13 protein-coding genes are annotated in these 19,471 nt (G+C 71.0%); 9 read left to right on the top strand and 4 right to left on the bottom strand.

Translation table 11 applies throughout. The annotated features are described in order from the left end of the window. Nucleotides 1-69: 69 nt before the first annotated feature. Nucleotides 70-1,509 carry a GuaB1 family IMP dehydrogenase-related protein gene (locus ACEN9V_RS00610; protein WP_413601727.1) on the bottom strand — a complete coding sequence of 480 codons (1,440 nt, stop codon included), beginning with the start codon at nucleotides 1,507-1,509 and terminating at the stop codon, nucleotides 70-72. 144 nt (nucleotides 1,510-1,653) lie between these two features. On the opposite strand from ACEN9V_RS00610, the gene ACEN9V_RS00605 reads away from it, so the two are divergent. Beyond that, nucleotides 1,654-5,382: a multifunctional oxoglutarate decarboxylase/oxoglutarate dehydrogenase thiamine pyrophosphate-binding subunit/dihydrolipoyllysine-residue succinyltransferase subunit gene (locus tag ACEN9V_RS00605; protein ID WP_413601726.1), complete on the top strand. Its 3,729-nt coding sequence runs from the start codon at nucleotides 1,654-1,656 to the stop codon at nucleotides 5,380-5,382. Nucleotides 5,383-5,407: 25 nt separating this feature from the next. Here ACEN9V_RS00605 and ACEN9V_RS00600 read toward each other — a convergent pair whose 3' ends face one another. Continuing rightward, nucleotides 5,408-5,848, bottom strand: a complete 441-nt coding sequence (locus tag ACEN9V_RS00600) for a GNAT family N-acetyltransferase (RefSeq protein ID WP_413601725.1) — start codon at nucleotides 5,846-5,848, stop codon at nucleotides 5,408-5,410. Between the two features lie 112 nt (nucleotides 5,849-5,960). On the opposite strand from ACEN9V_RS00600, the gene ACEN9V_RS00595 reads away from it, so the two are divergent. After that, nucleotides 5,961-6,542 (top strand): hypothetical protein, encoded by a 582-nt coding sequence (locus tag ACEN9V_RS00595; protein ID WP_413601724.1) that lies wholly within the window; start codon nucleotides 5,961-5,963, stop codon nucleotides 6,540-6,542. Nucleotides 6,543-6,604: 62 nt separating this feature from the next. Next, a complete protein-coding gene (locus ACEN9V_RS00590; RefSeq protein WP_413601723.1) occupies nucleotides 6,605-8,023 on the top strand; it encodes a LamG-like jellyroll fold domain-containing protein in 1,419 nt (472 codons plus the stop codon). An 11-nt stretch (nucleotides 8,024-8,034) separates the two neighbouring features. Here ACEN9V_RS00590 and ACEN9V_RS00585 read toward each other — a convergent pair whose 3' ends face one another. Beyond that, nucleotides 8,035-8,277 (bottom strand): zf-HC2 domain-containing protein, encoded by a 243-nt coding sequence (locus ACEN9V_RS00585; RefSeq protein ID WP_281264820.1) that lies wholly within the window; start codon nucleotides 8,275-8,277, stop codon nucleotides 8,035-8,037. Then, on the bottom strand, nucleotides 8,274-9,029 hold the full coding sequence (locus tag ACEN9V_RS00580) for a sigma-70 family RNA polymerase sigma factor (RefSeq protein ID WP_413603020.1): 756 nt from the start codon (nucleotides 9,027-9,029) through the stop codon (nucleotides 8,274-8,276). The genes ACEN9V_RS00585 and ACEN9V_RS00580 overlap by 4 nt, the downstream gene beginning before the upstream one ends. Nucleotides 9,030-9,140: 111 nt before the next feature. Here ACEN9V_RS00580 and aroA point away from each other — a divergent pair, with 111 nt between their 5' ends. The 6 genes from aroA to glmS all read left to right on the top strand — a co-directional run bounded on the left by aroA (nucleotide 9,141) and on the right by glmS (nucleotide 19,390). Next, on the top strand, nucleotides 9,141-10,517 hold the full coding sequence (gene aroA / locus ACEN9V_RS00575; protein ID WP_413601722.1) for a 3-phosphoshikimate 1-carboxyvinyltransferase: 1,377 nt from the start codon (nucleotides 9,141-9,143) through the stop codon (nucleotides 10,515-10,517). Nucleotides 10,518-10,521: 4 nt separating this feature from the next. Further along, complete coding sequence (rsgA, locus tag ACEN9V_RS00570; protein ID WP_281264823.1) at nucleotides 10,522-11,580, top strand: ribosome small subunit-dependent GTPase A; 1,059 nt, start codon at nucleotides 10,522-10,524, stop codon at nucleotides 11,578-11,580. 291 nt (nucleotides 11,581-11,871) lie between these two features. After that, nucleotides 11,872-13,035 carry a hypothetical protein gene (locus ACEN9V_RS00565; RefSeq protein ID WP_413601721.1) on the top strand — a complete coding sequence of 388 codons (1,164 nt, stop codon included), beginning with the start codon at nucleotides 11,872-11,874 and terminating at the stop codon, nucleotides 13,033-13,035. A 20-nt stretch (nucleotides 13,036-13,055) separates the two neighbouring features. Then, nucleotides 13,056-13,838: an inositol monophosphatase family protein gene (locus tag ACEN9V_RS00560; RefSeq protein WP_413601720.1), complete on the top strand. Its 783-nt coding sequence runs from the start codon at nucleotides 13,056-13,058 to the stop codon at nucleotides 13,836-13,838. A 590-nt stretch (nucleotides 13,839-14,428) separates the two neighbouring features. Further along, nucleotides 14,429-17,140 (top strand): AAA family ATPase, encoded by a 2,712-nt coding sequence (locus ACEN9V_RS00555; RefSeq protein ID WP_413601719.1) that lies wholly within the window; start codon nucleotides 14,429-14,431, stop codon nucleotides 17,138-17,140. A 468-nt stretch (nucleotides 17,141-17,608) separates the two neighbouring features. Next, nucleotides 17,609-19,390, top strand: coding sequence for a glutamine--fructose-6-phosphate transaminase (isomerizing) (glmS, locus tag ACEN9V_RS00550; protein ID WP_413601718.1), 1,782 nt, complete (start codon nucleotides 17,609-17,611; stop codon nucleotides 19,388-19,390). Nucleotides 19,391-19,471 lie beyond the last annotated feature (81 nt).

Below are 19,471 nucleotides of genomic sequence, written 5' to 3'. Positions count from 1 at the left end.
AGACGGGCGCACAGACGGACGGGGGGGCCGGTGCCAGCTGGCACCGGGCCTCCCGTCCGTCCGTAGCCGCTACCAGCTGACGGGGAGCGGCTTGCCCTCTTCGTACCCGGCGGCGGACTGGATGCCGACGAGCGCACGCTCCGAGAACTCGGCGAGGCTCGTCGCCCCGGCGTACGTGGCAGAGCTGCGGACACCGGTCGTGATCATGTCGAGCAGGTCTTCGACGCTCGGACGCTCCGGGTCGAGGTAGATCGTCGACGACGAGATGCCCTCGGCGAAGAGCGCCTTGCGCGCCCGCTCGTAGGGGTCGAGCCGTTCGAAGCGCTCGCGCACCGCCTTGGCCGACGCCATCCCCCAGCTCTCCTTGTACGCGGCGCCCTTCGCGTCGCGACGGAGGACCCCGGGAGCTTCGAGCGTGCCCGCGAACCACGAGCCGATCATGACCGCGCTCGCGCCGGCGGCCAGTGCGAGTGCGACGTCGCGCGGGTACCGCACGCCACCGTCCGCCCACACGTGCGCGCCGAGGGACCGAGCCGCCGCCGCGGTCTCGAGCACGGCGGAGAACTGCGGTCGTCCCACCGCGGTCATCATGCGGGTGGTGCACATCGCGCCGGGGCCGACACCGACCTTGATGATCGACGCTCCGGCTTCGACGAGGTGGTGGACCGCGTCGGCGGTGACGACGTTGCCAGCGACGAGCGGGATGCCGAGGTCGAGCGCCGCGACGGTGCGGAGCGCGCGGAGCATGCCTTCCTGGTGGCCGTGCGCGGTGTCGAGCACGAGGACGTCCACCCCCGCCGCAGCGAGGGCCTGGGCCTTGGCGGCGACGTCGCCGTTGATGCCGATGGCGGCCGCGACGCGGAGTCGACCGGACGCGTCGACCGCAGGACGGTAGATGCTCGACCGGATCGCGCTCGTCGGGCTCGTGGTGCCGACGACGCGACCGTGCCGGGTGACCGGAGCGAAGTCGGCACCGGCCGCGGTGAGGACGTCGTACACGTGGCGCGGGGTGCCGGCGTCCTCGGCGTCGATGCCCGTAGAGGCGCCGTGCAGCAGGTCGCGCAGCGTGGCGTCGGGGCCGGCCGTGCCGAGGCGGGTGGCCGGCACGCACCCGAGGTACTCCCCCTCGCCGTCACGCACCACCACACCGCGTCCGGCGACCGGCAGGAGCTGTTCGAGGGTCTCGGCGACGGTGGTGTCCGCGCCCATCTCGATCGCGGTGTCGAACTCCACCGGTTGTTCCTTCACCCAGCGGATCGCGGCGTCGAGGTCCTGCAGGTGCATGTCCTGCGGCAGCACCCCGAGGCCACCACGACGCGCCAGGGTCGCCGCGAGTCGCGGGCCCGTCACCGAGTTCATGTTCGCGCTGACGATCGGGATCGTGGCGCCGCTGCCGTCGTTCGCGGAGAGGTCCACGTCGAAGCGGCTGGTCACCGCGGAACGGCTCGGGACCAGGAAGACGTCGGAGTAGGTCAGATCGTGCGTCGGCCGAGTCTCGTAGAACCTCATGCCGCCCACTGTACGGCTCGGCGACATGCCTCGGTCTGACACCGAACGGACATGTGGAAACGGCTACGCTTGACCCCTGTGTGGAGCAGGGTTGCCCCGCACGACACACACGAGCATCAATCGACGGAGAGTGGGCGATCGGCTGTGTCGAGCCATCTGACCGGAACTGACGAGACCGCGGGCGAATTCGGCGCGAACGAGTGGTTGGTGGACGAGCTGTACGAACAGTTCCTCGCCGACAAGGAGTCGGTCGACAAGTCGTGGTGGCCGGTCCTCGAGAGCTACCACCAGACCGCCGGCAAGGGCGCGGGCACGGCACCAGCAGCACCGGCGCCCGCGACCGCAGCACCCGCATCCGCGGCACCCGCACCCGCCGCTCCTGCAGCCGAGGCGAAGGGCGGGCAGATCCAGGCGAAGACCACGTCCAAGCAGCCGTCGCCCCAGCCGATCCCGGCCGAGGCGAACGACGAGGCCGACGACCACGACGAGACCCACGAGGACGTGGCCACCCCGCTCCGTGGCATGGCGAAGACCCTCGCGTCGAACATGGACGCCTCGCTCACCGTCCCGACCGCGACGAGCGTCCGCACGATCCCGGCGAAGCTGATGATCGACAACCGCATCGTCATCAACAACCACCTGCGGCGTGCCCGCGGCGGCAAGATCTCCTTCACCCACCTGATCGGCTGGGCGATGGTCCAGGCGCTCAAGGACTTCCCGAGCCAGAACGTCTTCTACGAGGAGCGCGACGGCAAGCCGTTCGTGGTGCAGCCCGCGCACGTCAACCTCGGCATCGCGATCGACGTCCCGAAGAAGGACGGCACCCGCTCCCTGCTCGTCCCGAGCATCAAGCGCGCCGAGACGCTGACGTTCGGCCAGTTCCTCTCCGCCTACGAGGACCTCGTCAAGCGCGCCCGCGACAACAAGCTCACGCCGACGGACTTCCAGGGCACGACGATCTCCCTGACGAACCCAGGTGGCATCGGCACGGTGCACTCGGTCCCCCGCCTGACGAAGGGCCAGGGCGCGATCATCGGCGCCGGTGCGCTCGAGTACCCGGCACAGTTCCAGGGGTCGTCGCCGAAGACGCTCGTCGAGCTCGGCGTCGGCAAGACGATCACGCTCACCAGCACCTACGACCACCGCGTCATCCAGGGCGCCGGCTCCGGCGAGTACCTGAAGAAGGTGCACGAGCGGCTCATCGGCCAGCACGACTTCTACGAGGGCATCTTCTCGGCGCTCCGCATCCCCTACAAGCCGATCCAGTGGGCGAACGACATCAACGTCGACCTCGCGCACCGCGTCGGCAAGACGGCCCGCGTGCAGGAGCTCATCAACAGCTTCCGGGTCCGCGGTCACCTGATGGCCGACGTCGACCCGCTCGAGTACCGCCAGCGCACCCACCCGGACCTCGAGATCGAGAGCCACGGGCTGACGTTCTGGGACCTCGACCGCGAGTTCGTCACCGGCGGGCTCGCCGGCACAACGAGCGCGCCGCTCCGCGACATCCTCGGTGTCCTCCGCGACGCGTACTGCCGCACCGTGGGCATCGAGTACATGCACATCCAGGACCCGGAACAGCGCCGCTGGGTACAGTCCCGCATCGAGGTGCCGTACTCGAAGCCGTCGAAGGAGGAGCAGCTGCGCGTCCTCGGCAAGCTCAACGAGGCCGAGGCGTTCGAGACCTTCCTGCAGACCAAGTACGTCGGCCAGAAGCGCTTCTCCCTCGAGGGCGGCGAGTCCACCATCGCGTTCCTCGACACCCTGATCCAGGGCGCCGCGGCAGCCGGTCTCGACGAGGTCGCGATCGGCATGGCCCACCGCGGTCGGCTCAACGTGCTGACCAACATCGCCGGTAAGACCTACGGCCAGATCTTCCGCGAGTTCGAGGGCACCACGCTCCCCGGTGCCGTGCAGGGCCAGGGCTCCGGCGACGTGAAGTACCACGTCGGCACCGAAGGCGTGTTCAAGGCCTCTGACGGCTCGTCGATCCCCATCACGATCGCCGCGAACCCGTCCCACCTCGAAGCGGTCGACGGTGTCCTCGAGGGCATCGTCCGCGCCAAGCAGGACCGGAAGCCCGCCGGCGAGTTCGGCGTGCTCCCCGTGCTCGTGCACGGCGACGCCGCGATGGCCGGACAGGGTGTCGTCGTCGAGACGCTCCAGATGTCCCAGCTCCGCGGGTACCGCACCGGCGGCACGGTCCACCTGGTCATCAACAACCAGGTCGGGTTCACCACCCCGCCGGAGTCGGCACGCAGCTCGGTGTACTCCACCGACGTCGCGAAGACGATCCAGGCACCGATCTTCCACGTCAACGGTGACGACCCCGAGGCCGTCGCACGCGTGGCCGACCTGGCGTTCGCGTACCGCGAGGAGTTCCACCGCGACGTCGTGATCGACCTGGTCTGCTACCGCAGGCGCGGCCACAACGAGGGCGACGACCCCTCGATGACGCAGCCACTCATGTACAACCTCATCGAGGCGAAGCGCTCGGTCCGCACGCTCTTCACCGAGGCCCTCGTCGGCCGCGGGGACATCACGCAAGAGGAGTACGACGAAGCGCACCGCGACTTCCAGGACCGCCTGGAGCGTGCGTTCGCGGAGACGCACGAGGCACAGACCGGCACCATCCCGGTGATCACCGTCGACGACGACGGCGCCGTGCAGGGCCTCGAACGACCGACCGCGCAGCGCGACGACTCCGAGAACGACGTCCACGAGACCGCGATCTCGAAGGAACTCGTCGAGCTCATCGGCGACGCGCACGGCAACCCGCCCGCCGGGTTCTCCATCCACCCGAAGCTGCAGGCGCTGCTGTCGAAGCGCACCGACATGACCCGCAAGGGCGGCGTCGACTGGGCGATGGCCGAGCTCATGGCGATCGGGTCGCTCCTGACCGAGGGCAAGCCGGTCCGGCTCGCCGGCCAGGACGCCCGTCGTGGCACGTTCGTGCAGCGTCAGGCGGTGTTCCACGACCGGGTGAACGGCCAGGAGTGGCTGCCGCTGTCGAACCTCACCGAGGACCAGGCGCGCTTCTACATCTACGACTCCCTGCTCAGTGAGTACGCGGCGATGGGCTTCGAGTACGGCTACTCGGTGGAACGTCCGGAGGCGCTCGTGCTCTGGGAGGCGCAGTTCGGCGACTTCGCCAACGGCGCGCAGACGATCATCGACGAGTTCATCTCCTCCGCCGAGCAGAAGTGGGGGCAGCGCTCCGGCCTCGTCCTCCTCCTGCCGCACGGCTACGAGGGCCAGGGACCCGACCACTCGTCCGCCCGCATCGAGCGCTACCTGCAGCTCTGCGCCGAGGACAACATGGTGGTCGCCCGCCCGTCGACCCCGGCGTCGTACTTCCACCTGCTGCGTCGTCAGGCGTGGGAACGCCCGCAGCGGCCGCTCGTCCTGTTCAGCCCGAAGGCGATGCTCCGGCTCCGTCAGGCGACGAGCCCGGTCGAGGCGTTCACGAGCGGCACCTTCGAAGAGGTCATCGACGACGCGAAGGTCACCGACAAGGGTGCTGTGCGCCGCGTCGTGCTGCACTCCGGCAAGGTCCACCACGACCTGCGCGCCGAGGCGGACAAGCGTGAGCTGACCGACGTCGCCCTGGTCCGGCTCGAGCAGCTGGCACCGCTCCCCCTCGAGCGGATCCTCGAGGTGCTCGCGAGCTACCCGAACGCCGACGTCGTGTGGGCCCAGGAAGAGCCCGAGAACCAGGGCGCGTGGCCGTTCGTGTGCATGAACCTCTCGCCGCACCTGGACGGACGACCCCTGTCGGTGGCTGCCCGCCCCGCGAGTGCCGCACCGGCGACGGGTTCGTCGAAGCGCTCCGCACAAGAGGCCACCGAGGTCATCACCAAGGCCCTCGGCTAGACCACGACCACGAGGCCGGGGTGCGCTACACGATCCGCGTGTACCGCACCCCGGCCTCGTGGTACCCGCGCTTCTGGTAGAACCGGTGCGCGCTGTCCGTCGCGGCCGCGCTGACGGCGGAAAGCCGGCGCGCGCCCTGCTCGCTCGCCCACGTCTCGAACGTGCCGATGAGCACGGAACCCGTACCGAGCCTCCTGGCCGTCGGGTCGACCACCAGCAGGAGCAGCTGCGCCGTCGGCTCGTCGGAGGCGTACGCCCAGGTGACCTGCGCGCCGGCGACGGCGACGGCTCGGCCGTCGTCGTCACGTACCAGCCACGTGCGGTGGCCGGCTTCGGGGGTGAGCCGTGCGAGCCGCGCCCGCATCGCGGGCTCGTCGACGGTGTGACCGAGCAGACGGACGAGGGCGGTGACGTCAGCGACGTCCGCGTCGGACCAGGTGGTCATCGACTCGACGGAGAGGGTCATGCCGCGACCCTATCGATTGGTCGCGCATCGTGACGACTCGGTTGTGCGAACCTTTGATATTCATATACAATGTTGGCATATCAAGCACCACACCGAATCGACTGGAGCCGACATGCACCTCACCACTCGTCAGGGCCGCACCGCCGCGTGGATCGCCCTGCCCCTGGCCGTCGTCGCGAGCGGGGCCGTGATCGCCACCGCTTCGTACGCCGCCTTCTCCGCCACCACCGACAACGCCGCGAACTCTTGGCGCACCGGTGCTGTGTCGCTCGCCGACGACGACAGGGAAGCGGCGCTCTTCACCGTTGACGACCTCGTTCCCGGCAGCACCGGCTCGAACTGCATCACGGTGACGTCGACCACGTCGAACCCGTCCGAAGTCCGGCTCTACACCGCAGCACAATCGGACGAGAACGCCATCGGCCAGCACCTCCAGATGACGGTCGAGCGCGGAACCCTCGCCACCGCCGGGGACTGCACCACCTTCACGGGTGCATCGACCGTGCACGACGGCACGCTCGCCGAACTGCTCACCGCCGGGTCGTTCGGCGATGGCGTCGACGACTGGAAGCCGGCGACCGGGACGTCCTCCACGACGTACCGATTCTCGTACGCCCTCGACGCGGACACCCCGAACACCGCGCAGGACTCCGCGGTCGGCACCACGTTCGTCTGGGAAGCGCAGACCGACTGACCCGGAGCGGACGACCAGACCCGACGTTGACGGCCAGACCCGACGATCCCGAGGAGCACCCGATGGCACACACGTCCGCTCGTCGCACCACCCGGTGCACCGGCGACCTCGTCCTCCTGCTCCTCGGGATCGCAGCACGCACGACCCTCGCCACCGTGTTCCTGCTCGCTGTCTGGGCCGCACTCCCAGCCGCGCTCGACTGGCGCGTGACCACCGTCGTCTCGGACTCCATGGCCCCGGCCATCCGGACCGGAGACGTGGTCGCAGCGATGCCGATCGAACCGGGAACGGCATCCATCGGGCAGGTGCTCCTGGTCGAGGACCCGGACCACGAGGACCGCCAGCGACTCCACCGTCTCGAGCGCATCGAGTCCGACGGCGCCCTGCGACTCCGCGGGGACGCCAACCCGGAGCCGGACCGGACCGCGGTCGATGCGGACACCGTCCTCGGCGTCGGCGTGCTGCGGTTCCCGGTCGTCGGGCTCCCGAGCGTGTGGCTCCGGTCCGGCGACTGGGTGCAGCTCGCCGCGACGGGCCTCGGGGTGATCGCGCTCGTCTTGCTGGGGCGCGTCGACCGTGACCTCCGGACCGGAGTTCCCTGCCGCCGCTGCGGGACGCCCCGCTGGGACCTGCACACGACCGTCGTGCGAACCACCGGCCCCGACGCGCCAGGAGGGACGTCACTCGCGCTCCCCCTCGCCGCGACCGCGGCACTCGTCGCGATCGCCGCGACCACGGCCGGCGCCGGGTTCAGCGGGTCGACCACGAGTGATGCCGCACTCGGCACGACGGACTCGTTCCCGTGCTTCCACCGCGGTGTCGCGGGTGCCGCCCTGGCGTGGGACTTCGCGGAACGCGGCGGCTCGACGGCGCTGGACTCCTCCGGCAACGGCCGCGACGGACTCCTGGGTGCCGGTGCCGCACGCACGAACGGCTCGTGCACCGAGAACCCCTTCGTCACGTTATCCGACGGCTCGACCCAGTCCGGCGTCGTCCACACGACGAGTTCGACAACAGCGCCGCCGACGTTCGCTGCCGAGCTGTGGTTCCGGACCGACCGACCCCAGGGCAGGCTGTTCGGGTTCACCGGGACGCCGACGGGGACCACGGGCGCGTACGACCGCAACTTCTACGTCGGCGCGGACGGGCGCCTGGTGTTCGGCGTGTGGGACACGTCCGTGGCGAAGGTCGTGCAGAGCCCGGGCCGGATCGACGACGGCATCTGGCACCACGCGGTGGGTCAGTTCACCGCGGGCCGGCTCGAACTTCACGTCGACGGCGTCCTCGCGGCGTCACGGACAGACGTGCTGACCGCCGTGTCCTACAACGGGTACTGGCGGGCAGGCCACGGGAGGATCGAATCGACGTGGCCCAACCCGCCGACCGACCCGACGTTCGTCGGTGCGATCGACTCGGTACGCGTCCACCTCGGCACCCTCAGTCCTGCGCAGATCACGGCTCGCTTCGCAGCCGGCCGGTGACCGTCACGAGGTCAGTGCGTCGCCTGCTCCACCCGGATGCGCGCGAGGATCTCGCTCCGGAGCTGCTCAGGAGCGGACTCCTTGCAGGCTCGACGGACCGTCTCCATGAGCACGACGTTGACGCGGTGCTCGGTGGTGCAGTCCTCGCAGCCGTCCATGTGCTCGCGGATGTCCGCCGCGTCCTCGCGGCAGAGCTCGTCGTGCAGGAACTCCTCGAGCTCCGCCTTGGCCTTCGAGCAGTCGCAGCCGCTCATCGCGCTTCCTTCCGTCCGTCGCGACCGGTGGTCGCAGCAACCTTCCGGCCCCGCCCGCGCATCGTCGCCGTCGACGCTGCGTCCGGGACGATGCCGGTCTCACGTGCGTGGTCCGCCAGGAGCCCACGGAGGAGCCGGCGACCACGGTGGAGGCGGCTCATGACCGTCCCCACTGGGGTCTTCATGATGTCGGCGATCTCCTGGTAGGAGAACCCCTCGACATCGGCGAAGTAGACGGCCATCCGGAAGTCCTCGGGGATGGCCTGCAGCGCGTCCTTCACGGCGGAGGACGGCAGGTGGTCGATGGCGTCCGCCTCGGCAGACCGGGCAGAGATCGACTGCGTGACGCTCTCTGCGCCGCCGAGCTGCCAGTCCTCGAGCTCGTCGATCGTGCCCTGGTACGGGTTCCGCTGGTTCTTGCGGTACGTGTTGATGAACGTGTTCGTGAGGATCCGGTACAGCCAGGCCTTGAGGTTCGTGCCCTGCTTGAACTGCCGGAACGCGGCGAACGCCTTGACGAAGGTCTCCTGCACCAGGTCGGACGCGTCGGCGGGATTACGCGTCATGCGCATCGCGGCGCCGTAGAGCTGGTCCATGAAGGGCAGCGCCTGGTCCTCGAACAGGGCGCGGAGCTCGGCGTCCGAGGCGGTGGTCGCGTCGACGACGTCCGCCTCTGCCTGCACAGCGTCGAGCTGCGCCTCGGTCTCGTCGACCAGGTCGTGCGGTGCTGCCTGTGGCTCGTCGGTCGTCATCGCGGGCCAGTCTAGAGCGAGCGCGGTGACCGCGGCGGGCAGGTGCTGCCGCGCGGGTGCGAGTGCTGTCGCCAAGGGTCCTCCCGATCGTTTCAGTAGTCTTGTGAACCGATGGCAGAGACGACGCATTCCCAGACCGCCACAGGCAGCGGGCGCGAGACCGCGCCCTGGATCGCCCCCGTGGCGGCGGGCCCGCTCCACGGCGACGTCGCACTGCCCGGATCGAAGTCGTTGACGAACCGCGAGCTGATCCTCGCCGCCCTCGCCGACGGCCCGTCCACCATCCACCTCCCCCTGCACTCGCGCGACTCCGCCCTGATGGTGGCGGGTCTCCGGCAGCTCGGCGTCGGCATCGAGGAGGTCGAACCCGACGGCGCGCCGAACCCGTACGGCCCGGACCTCCGGATCACGCCGGCCCCGATGACCGGCGGCGTCCGCATCGACTGCGGCCTCGCCGGCACCGTGATGCGCTTCCTGCCCCCGCTCGCCGCCCTGGCCACCGGGCAGGTCACGATCGACGGCGACCCCTACGCGCGCAAGCGCCCGATGCACGCGATCATCAGCGCGCTCGTCGACCTCGGCGTGGACGTCACCGACGACGGCGACGGCGCGATGCCCTTCACGTTCACCGGCACCGGATCGGTCCGGGGCGGCACGCTCACCATCGACGCGAGTGCCTCGTCCCAGTTCGTGTCGGGGCTGCTCCTCTCCGCGCCGCGGTTCGACGAGGGGCTGCACCTGAAGCACGAGGGCGAGCGGCTCCCGAGCCTCCCCCACATCGAGATGACCGTCGCGGTGCTCCGAGCGCGCGGCGTCCGGGTGGACGAGCCCGCCGTCGGCGAGTGGATCGTGCACCCGGGACCGATCGCGGCGCGCGACTTGACCATCGAACCGGACCTCTCGAACGCGGCGCCCTTCGCGGTCGCCGCACTCGTCGCCGGCGGGACCGTCCGGATCCGGACGTGGCCGACGGAGACGACGCAGGTCGGCGCCGATCTCGAGACGCTCCTGCCCCTGTGGGGCGCGACCGTGGCCCGAGACGGTGACGACCTGGTGTTCGACGGCGGCGTCGGGGTGCTGGGCGGAGCCTCCCTCCCGGGTCTGGACCTGGACCTGACCCGCGGAGGCGAACTGGCACCTGCGCTCGTCGCGCTCGCGGCGCTCGCGGACGGCCCGACGACCATCACCGGCATCGGCCACCTGCGCGGACACGAGACCGACCGGCTCGCCGCGCTCGCCTCCGACGTGAACCGGACGGGAGGCTCGGTGCACGAACTCGACGACGGCCTGCGGATCGAGCCGGCCCGGCTCCACGGCGCGGCGTGGGCCGCGTACGAGGACCACCGGATGGCGACGGCCGGCGCGGTGATCGGACTCGTGACGGAGGGCGTCGCGGTGGACGACATCGGGTCGACCGCGAAGACCCTGCCGCAGTTCCCGTCGCTGTGGGCGGCGCTGGTGGCGACGGCTTCGTCTCCGGGGGTGTGACGCGATGAGCTGGTGGGACGACGTCGACGGTGACGCGGACGAGGACGAGCCGTACGGCCAGTACGACGAGTCGAGCGTCCGGGTCCGCCCGAACCCGAAGGGCAACCGACCCCGCACGAAGACCCGCCCGACGTACGACGACGCGCCGAAGGGCTGGGTGACGAACGTCGACCGTGGTCGGTTCGGCGTGCTGGTCGACGGGGAGCTCATCACCGCCACGAAGGCCCGTGAGCTCGGCAAGAAGTCCGTCGTCACCGGTGACACGGTGTTCCTGACCGGTGACGTCTCCGGCGCCGAGGGTTCGCTCGCCAGGATCGTCCGGGTCGCCGAGCGCACCACGCTCCTCCGCCGGAGTGCCGACGACAGCGACGAGGTCGAGCGCGTGGTCGTGGCGAACGCGACGCAGATGCTCATCGTCGTCGCGGCCGCCGACCCCGAGCCCCGGACCCGGCTCATCGACCGGTACCTCGTCGCCGCGTTCGACGCCGGGCTCGACCCCATCCTCTGCATCACGAAGACCGACCTCGCCGATCCGGCTCCGTTCCTCGCGCACTTCGCGTGCCTGGACATCCGGATCGTCACGAGCCGTCAGGACGACTTCCCGCTCGAGGCACTGCACGAACTCCTCGACGGCGAGGTGACCGTGACCGTCGGGCACTCCGGCGTCGGGAAGTCCACGCTCGTGAACGCCCTGACCGGGTCCACGCGGGCGACCGGTGTCGTGAACGCCGTGACCGGGCGGGGACGCCACACGTCGTCATCGTCGATCGCGCTCCGGGTCGAGGACGGCGGGTGGATCATCGACACGCCTGGCGTCCGGTCGTTCGGGCTCGGGCACGTCGACCCCGCGAACGTGTTCCGGGCGTTCGCCTCGCACGCGATCCCCGTCGCCCCGTCCGAGTCCGGGCTGGAGGACACCGGCATCCCGCTCGACCAGGCGCACGACTGGGAGATCGTCGACCGGGTGAACGCCGGGGAGCTCGGCCCGACGGGCATCGAGCGGCTGGACTCCTTCCGCGCACTGCTGACCGGCATGGGCGCCGCCGACCCCGGTACGGACTAGCAGGACTCCTGCCCCACTCGCTCGTCCCGCCCCGTCCCGCCCCTTCGTCTTCCTTGCCCTGTCTTTCTCGTCCCCACTGGTCACGACACCCCGCTCACCTCCGCCGAGCGGTCGCGAACCGTCGTCTCCGAAGCCATCAACCGACGGAACGAGACCGATCGGCGAGGCATGGCCGGGGTGTCGTGACCGATCGGCGAGGCATGGCCGGGGTGTCGTGACCGATCGGCGAGGCATGGCCGGGGTGTCGTGACCGCTCGACAAACGGGCAACGAAGTTGTACAATTGCCACTCGTGTCTGAAGTTGCAAAGTACAACTTTGCGCCGACCCGCGTCGACGCCCCCGCCTCATTCGACCGCGCCGACGACGCCGCGTCCGCACACCGGGGCCACGCCGCTCCCCGGTCTCCGCATCGTGCACCCAACGTCCTCCGTCCGGCCGGCCTCGGCACGACGCTCCTGACCTTCGCGACGCACATCCTCGTGCCGCTGTTCCTCGCCGCAGGCATGGGCCTGGCGTACCTCGGCGCCTTCCACGCCCCCGCACCGAAGGACCTCCCCGTCGGCATCGTCGGCCAGGGAGCGACCGCGCAGGTGTTCGCGCAGTCCGTGACGGACCAGTCCGACGGCGCCCTCGTGGCACACGTCGTCGCCACCGACGCCTCGGCGAAGCAGCAGGTCCGGGACCGCGAGCTCGCCGCGGTCTTCGCCCCGACCGCGACGGACGCGTCGCTCTACGTCTCCACGGCGGCCAGCGAGACCACGGCAACCGCGGCGCAGAAGATCTTCATGCCGATCGCGTACGAGCAGCACCTGCCGTTCCACGTCGTCGACGTCGTCCCCTCGGGCGACCAGGACAGCACCGGCCAGGGCCTCTTCTTCCTGCTCGTCGCTCTGAGCGTCGGCGGCTACGCATCGGCGATCGCGGTCGCAGCGTTCGCCACGAAGCTCCGCACGGTGTGGACCGCCGTCATCGGGCTCGCCACCGCCGGGGTCGTCGCGGGCATCGGGATCGTGATCGCCGGGCCGATCTACGGCGTCATCACCACGCACCAGTGGCAGATCTTCCTGTTCGCGTGGATGTACGACGCGATCATCATCGGGCTCGGGATCGGCCTGCACCCGATCCTCGGACGCTGGACCACCCCGGTGCTGACGATGCTCTTCGTGATGCTGAACTTCACGTCGTCCGGCGGGATCTTCCAGCCGGCGTTCCAGCCCGGGTTCTTCGCGGCGCTCAACTCCTTCTGGTCCGGCGCCGCATGGCTCCAGGCAGCACAGGACCTGCAGTACTTCCCCGGCGCCTCACTCGGTCGGAGTTCCCTCGTGCTGACACTGTGGCTCGTCGGCGCCGTGCTCCTCTGCGTCGTCGTGCACGGCCTCGTCGCCCGCCGCACCCGGATCGCCCGCGAGCGCGAGGTGTCCCGCCTCGAGGAGGAAGAGGTCGTCGCGGCCTGACCCCCGCTACGCTCGATCCCGTGGACCTCAGCGCCGACCTGGACTTCGCCCGCTCCCTCGCCGACACCGCCGACGCGATCAGCCTCGAGCGGTTCCGAGCGGCCGATCTCCACGTGTCGAAGAAGGCCGACAGCACGCACGTCACCGACGCCGACCAGGCCGTCGAGCGGGCCCTGCGGGAGCGGATCGCGGCCGAACGACCGGACGACTCGTTCCTCGGCGAGGAGACGACAGCGGACTCCGGCGCCGAGGCGACGAGCGAAGGACACCGTCAGTGGGTGGTCGACCCGATCGACGGCACCGCGAACTACCTCCGCGGCGTCCCGGTCTGGGCGACGCTCATCTCGCTCGCCGTGGACGGCCGCCCGGTCCTCGGCGTGGTCAGCGCCCCGGCGCTCGGCAAGCGGTGGTGGGCCGCGCAGGGGCTCGGCGCGCACTCGCTCGAGGGCGAGCTGCACGTGTCGGGAGTCGCCGAACTCGGCGATGCGAGCCTCAGCTACAACAGCATCCAGCAGTGGGACGACGACGACCGTCTGCAGGCGCTGATCGACCTGTCGCGCACGGTCTGGCGCACCCGTGCGTACGGGGACATGTGGTCGTACATGATGGTGGCCGAGGGCGTCCTCGACGTCGCCGGCGAGCCGGACCTCAAGCCGTGGGACATCGCCGCGCTGGTCCCCATCGTCGAAGAGGCCGGCGGCCGCTTCACCTCGCTCGACGGCGATCCGGGCCCCTGGCACGGCAGCGCCCTCGCGACGAACGGCCTGGTCCACGACGCCGTCGTCGAGGTCGTCCGCCGGTAAGCGATCCGATCACCCCCGTTCGAGTGTCGTCCCGACACGTGACGGGCACCCGTACCCCGGGACGACGAGCTCGGCGACGAGCCAGTCCCGGAACTCCACGACGCACTGGGCGGAACCGATGCAGGCCGTACCCCGATCGCATACCACAGGGTACGGAGCGCGACCCCCGGACTCGGGGCAGGACCCCCCCATTTTGGGGTGACCATGATTCACATTTCATTGCGCTGACCGGACTACGGCCGTGACCGCTGGGTTATCTTTGCCGAAGACGACAGGTCAGGTGGCGTCTCGGGATCCCTAGTCCCGAAGCAGATCCGGACCGGTCGTGTTCGTCGAAGACCCTAACCCGAGGGGTGATACAGACGATGACATCATCGTTCCCGAGCAGGATCGAGTGCACCCTCACTCGACCGCATTCCAACCACGATCAGTCCGGCGCGCATCTGATTGCCGCCTCGCGTCCGAGCACCCGTGCGGTCACCCGCCGCACCACCGCCCGGATCTCCGCAGTGACCCTGGGCGCAGCACGCCCGGGCGCACTCCGTCCCGTCTCCACGCTCGCCTCCGGACCCGGAGGCCGGTGAGTCCCCATGGAACTCACCGGTCGACGTTCTGAGGTCGACCGGATCGCGGCCCTCGCTGTACTCCCTCGGGAGTCCGCGATGGTCGTGGTCGGCGACCCTGGCTCCGGACGCACCAGCGTCCTCGACGCGGTCTCGAACCGCGTCTCCATCCCCGTCGTCCGGCTCGGCGTCAACGGCTCTGAAGCCCGTTGGCCCATGTCCGGAGTGACATCCCTCTTCACCGCACTCGACGACCCGAGGGCCTCGGCGCACATCGCGCGGCTGGTCCGCAACGTCGACGAGGGCCTCGCCGCAGCGCACGACTTCCTCGACGCCGTGCACGCGCTGACCCTCCCGCCGACGCTCGTGCTCATCGACGACCTCGACCGGATGGACGCCGAGAGCCAGGAGCTCATCGCGTTCCTGGCCGGGCGACTCGCCGGCACCGCCATGCGCCTCGTGGCGACGGTCCGTCGTGTGCCATCGAACGGTCCGCTCGCGGCCCTCCCGATGCTCCGGCTCCAGCCGCTGCAGCCGGACGAGGCGCTCGTGCTCGCCCGTGACATGGCGCCGGAGGAGGCGAACGACGGTGTCCTCGCCGTCCTCGCCGACGAGACCGGCGGCAACCCTGGCGCGCTCCGCGAGCAGATCGGTGCACTCCGACGTGAACAACTCGTCGGCACCGAACCGCTCGTGCTGCCGCTGCGGCCGACGCCGACGACCTCCGCTGCTGCGGCGCTCGTCCTCGAAGCCGCTGCGGGACGCGATCTGGACGTCCTCGCACGACTGGCCCTCGTCCCGACGGCGCGCGTCGCCGCCTGGGACCGGGACGCGATCGACGACCTCGTGGGCGCCGGTCTCGCCACCGTCCGCGGGCCGTCGATCGCCGTCCGCGACCCGCTCGTCCGCTCCGCGCTGTACTGGAGCATGCCCGCACGGGACCGCCGCGAGGCGCACACCGCACTGGCGACGAGCGCAGCGGCGAACGACGACCGATCGGCCGCCTGGCACGCGAGCTTCGTCGACGACGTCCCGGACGCCATCGCACTGCTCGCCGCCGCACGGTCGTACGCGGTGGACGGCGACGCCCACGCGGCGGTCGCCCTCACCGAGCGCGCCCTGCACATCGGCACCGCGTCCGAGACCGAACACGCCGCTCTGCTGGGCGTGGCCGAAGCCCTCCTCGCGCACCGTCTCCTCGGCTTCGCGGCGAGGTACCTGGCGGCGATCCGGCCGTTCCGGGAACTCCGCGACGAGGTCAGGCGTCTCCGTCTGCAGTACTCGGTGCAGTACCTCAGCGGTGACGCCGTGCACGCCGACGAGCTCTCGGTGCCCGTCGACACGGCCGACGAGGGTGACGCGGACGCGCTCTCCGGGCTGCTCGCCATGGTCGCCTGCTTCCGCGCCGAGGCGTGGGAGCTCGACCAGGCACGTGACCTCCTGCACCGGGCCGAGCCCTTCGAGGACCGTGCCTCCGCGCACACCGCGGAGATCCTCGGCACGGCGCGCGAACTCGTGGCGGCGGTCGACGGCACGCTGCCGCCGGACGCCGACCTGCACGAGGGACTGGCCGCGCAGCGACTGCTCGTCATGTCCGACCCGGCGTTGCTCCTCCTCGCACACGCACTGAGCCTCGCCGAGCGCTACCGCAGCGCCCGGCGGGTGTTCGCCCTGGTCCTCGCCAGGACGACCGCAACCGCACCGGTGTGGCTCGAGGCGGCGCGGTACCTCTCCGCCGAGAACGAGGTGCGCTCCGGCAACTTCCGGCAGGCGCTCCGCGCGATCGACGTGTGGGAAGCCGGCTCGGCCGTCATCGAACGCCTCCGCGAACCGTCCAGGGCGATCGCCGTCGCCTGGCGGCACTTCGCGGAGGGCCGCTCCGCCGACGCGCTCGACGTCGTCGACCACTGCCTGCGGCAGCGTTCCACCAACCGGCTCTGGGGAGCGACGGCGAAGCTGTACGCGCTCCGCGGCCGCGTGCTGCTGCTCGACGGGCGACTCGAGGAGGCCGCGTCCTCCCTCGAGGCGGCCGACGCGATCGGTCGCAGCCTCAGGAACCCCGCGGTGCTCCGGCACCTGGGCGACCTGGTCGAGGTGTACGTGCGGCTCGGACGAATCGACGACGCGCGCACCATCACGGCGCGTCTCGCCGCCGACCACCACGCCCGACCGTCGAGGTGGGGTGCGCTGGTCCTCGCGAGGAGCCTCGCGCTCATCGCGGACGACACCACCCGCGACACCTCGCGGCGTCGGGCGCTGGAGATCTTCCAGGCGGCCGACTCGCAGTTCGAGCGGGCCAGGACGTTGGCGGCGCTCGCCGCGATCGGCGCACCCGGTGACCGCGCACGACTCGGTGCGGCAGCCGCCGCGGCGTACGAGGCGGCGGGACTCCGTCGGCCGCTCGCGACGCCGGCGTCGACGGCCGCCATGCCGTCGCTCGGCGGCAACGCGATCGGATCAGGTCCGTTCTCCGGCGGGGTGCGTTCCGGCGCACTCCTCTCCGCGTCGACGCCGGTGACACCCGGCACGCCGCGGAGCGCCCCGGACGCCGCAGCGGTGCTCACGTCGCTGACGGCCGAGGAGCGTGCCGTGGTGCAGAAGGTGACGGAGGGGTACCGCAACCGCGAGATCGCCTCGTCGCTGTACATGTCGCAGCGGACGGTGGAGCTGCGGCTGACGCAGATCTACCGGAAGGTCGGGGCGCGGTCCCGGTCCCACCTGGTCGCGCTCCTCACGTGATCTGAATAACCGCATCCACACACTGGAGGCCCGGTGCCAGCTGGCACCGGGCCTCCAGCGCGCGCTCCGCATGTTGCGACGCGCCAGCGGCGCGCGGCGCCAGCGCCGACCGAGCCTGCGAGGTCGGTTCAATCGGCGTTGCGTGACACCGCACGCGACCGCGCGGATTCGCACGGTCCGCGCGAAGAACCGCAACAAGCGTCGCGGAGCGTTGTCCACCGGCCCCACCGCCGGTGATGCTGTCCATGCACCGACCGCCGCGCCTCCCCCGGGAGGCCGGCCCACGGTACCCCGATCGGTACCCGAACCGTCGGCCCCGGTACGCCGTCGTCCGTCCTCGCCTGATCCGAGGACGGGCGGCGGTCCGGGCCGGCGGCCCCGATCGCGTGGCAGACCCGAACGCGGCGGTCGGTGCCGCCCCGCTCATGCACCGCTCCCCCACCGTCCTCCCACCCGAAGGGACATCCGATGTGCGGCATCATCGCGGCCCGCGTCACCGACGACGCGACCCCCTACCTCCTCGACGGCCTGGAACGGCTCGAGTACCGCGGGTACGACTCCGCGGGCATCGCCGTCCGCACGGCCACCGGTGGCACCGAGACCATCCGGTCGGTGTCCCGGGTGGGCGACCTCCGAACGCTCGTCGCTGCCCGATCGGGTGATGCCCTCACCGGCACCGGCATCGGGCACACCCGCTGGGCGACGCACGGTGGTGTGTCCGAACGGAACGCCCACCCGCACACGGACTGCACCGGCCGGATCAGCGTCGTGCACAACGGCATCGTCGAGAACGCCGGGCGCCTCCGCGCGATGCTCGAGGCGCAGGGGCACGTCTTCGCGTCGGACGTCGACTCCGAGGTCATCACGCACCTCGTCGAGCGTGCGCTCGCCGTGGACGCCGACCTGATGCTCGCCGTCCAGATCGCGACGGCACAGCTCGAGGGCTCGTGGGCGATCGTCGTGCTCGACTCCCGCACGAACCGCATGGTCGTCGCGGCGGAACGCTCCCCGCTCGTGGTGGCCCGAGCGTCCCGTGGCGACTTCGTCGCGAGCGACATCGGTGCGATCGCCGAGTGGTGCGAGACCTTCGTAGCGCTCCGCGACGGCGACGTCGTCGAGCTCGGCGAGTCCTGGAACTGGTCCTCCGCCGGCATCTCGGTGCCGGTGCCGTTCCCGACGCCGTCGCCGTTCGCGGCCGCGGCGCTCGACCTCGGCGACCACCCGGACCACATGGCGAAGGAGATCGAGGAGCAGCCGGCGGTCGTGGCCTCGATCGTCGACCGCATCGCCGGACGCGCGGCCGACGGGAGCATGTGGGTCGGCCTCGGGCTCCCCGGGTTCCACCGCCTCGCGATCGTCGCCTGCGGCACCTCCCTGAACGCCGGACAGGTCATCGCGACCGCGCTCCGCGGCATCGGCGGGGTGCCCACCGACATCGTCGTCGCGAGCGAGGCGGACCAGGCCGTGCTCGGTCCGGGGACGCTCGTCGTCGCGATCAGTCAGTCCGGTGAGACCGCTGACGTCCTCCGGGCGCTCGACCGGTTCGCGGACCGGTACCCCGTCCTCGCGCTCACGAACAACGTGCACTCGTCGCTCGCCCGCCGAGCCGACGCCGTCCTCGACTGCCACGCCGGCCCCGAGATCGGCGTCGCGGCGACGAAGACGTTCACCGCCCAGGTGGTGGTCGGGGTCGCGGCGATGATCTCCGCGCTGGTCGCGTCCGGGCGCATCGACCCGACACAGGCGACAGCCCACGTCGCGGGTCTCCGCGAGCTCCCGGCGCGCATCGAGCGAGCCGGACGGGTCGCCGCCGACCGGATCCCGCTGCTGGTCTCGAGCGTGAAGGACGCCACCGGGTTCCTGTTCCTCGGGCGCGGCGTCGGCCTGCCCTACGCGGCGGAGGGCGCCCTGAAGCTCAAGGAGCTCAGCTACCGGTGGGCCGAGTCGTACCCGGCCGGCGAGCTCAAGCACGGCCCGCTCGCGCTCGTCGACGAGGGCACGCCCGTCGTGGTCGTCGACCACGGGGAGCACCGACTGCAGGCCGCCATCGCCGAGGTCCGGGCCCGAGGCGGGTTCGTGATCACGATCGGCGGGCCGGGCTCCGACGTCCCCGCGCTCGGACCGACCGGGCCGTGGGGTCCGCTCGAGGCCGTCGTGCCGCTCCAGATGTTCGCCCGCGAGCTCGCGCTGCAGCTCGGCTGCGATGTCGACAAGCCGCGGAACCTCGCGAAGTCGGTGACGGTCGAGTAGGCGTGCCGAAGCCCATGAACCGACTCACGGTGTTCCTCCTCGTCCTCACCGCGATCGCCGTGCTCGCCACGGTCGTCGTGA

This window comes from Curtobacterium sp. Curtsp57 (genome assembly GCF_047324335.1).
GTDB lineage: Bacteria > Actinomycetota > Actinomycetes > Actinomycetales > Microbacteriaceae > Curtobacterium.
This window is presented reverse-complemented; position numbering and strand designations above follow the sequence as displayed.

Coding starts and splice junctions, on each gene's coding strand:
- rsgA (WP_281264823.1), top strand. CDS start 10,522: ATGAGCTGGTGGGACGACGTCGACGGTGACGCGGACGAGGACGAGCCG.
- ACEN9V_RS00555 (WP_413601719.1), top strand. CDS start 14,429: ATGGAACTCACCGGTCGACGTTCTGAGGTCGACCGGATCGCGGCCCTC.
- ACEN9V_RS00585 (WP_281264820.1), bottom strand. CDS start 8,277: ATGAGCGGCTGCGACTGCTCGAAGGCCAAGGCGGAGCTCGAGGAGTTC.
- ACEN9V_RS00610 (WP_413601727.1), bottom strand. CDS start 1,509: ATGAGGTTCTACGAGACTCGGCCGACGCACGATCTGACCTACTCCGAC.
- glmS (WP_413601718.1), top strand. CDS start 17,609: ATGTGCGGCATCATCGCGGCCCGCGTCACCGACGACGCGACCCCCTAC.
- ACEN9V_RS00600 (WP_413601725.1), bottom strand. CDS start 5,848: ATGACCCTCTCCGTCGAGTCGATGACCACCTGGTCCGACGCGGACGTC.
- ACEN9V_RS00595 (WP_413601724.1), top strand. CDS start 5,961: ATGCACCTCACCACTCGTCAGGGCCGCACCGCCGCGTGGATCGCCCTG.
- aroA (WP_413601722.1), top strand. CDS start 9,141: ATGGCAGAGACGACGCATTCCCAGACCGCCACAGGCAGCGGGCGCGAG.
- ACEN9V_RS00580 (WP_413603020.1), bottom strand. CDS start 9,029: ATGACGACCGACGAGCCACAGGCAGCACCGCACGACCTGGTCGACGAG.
- ACEN9V_RS00590 (WP_413601723.1), top strand. CDS start 6,605: ATGGCACACACGTCCGCTCGTCGCACCACCCGGTGCACCGGCGACCTC.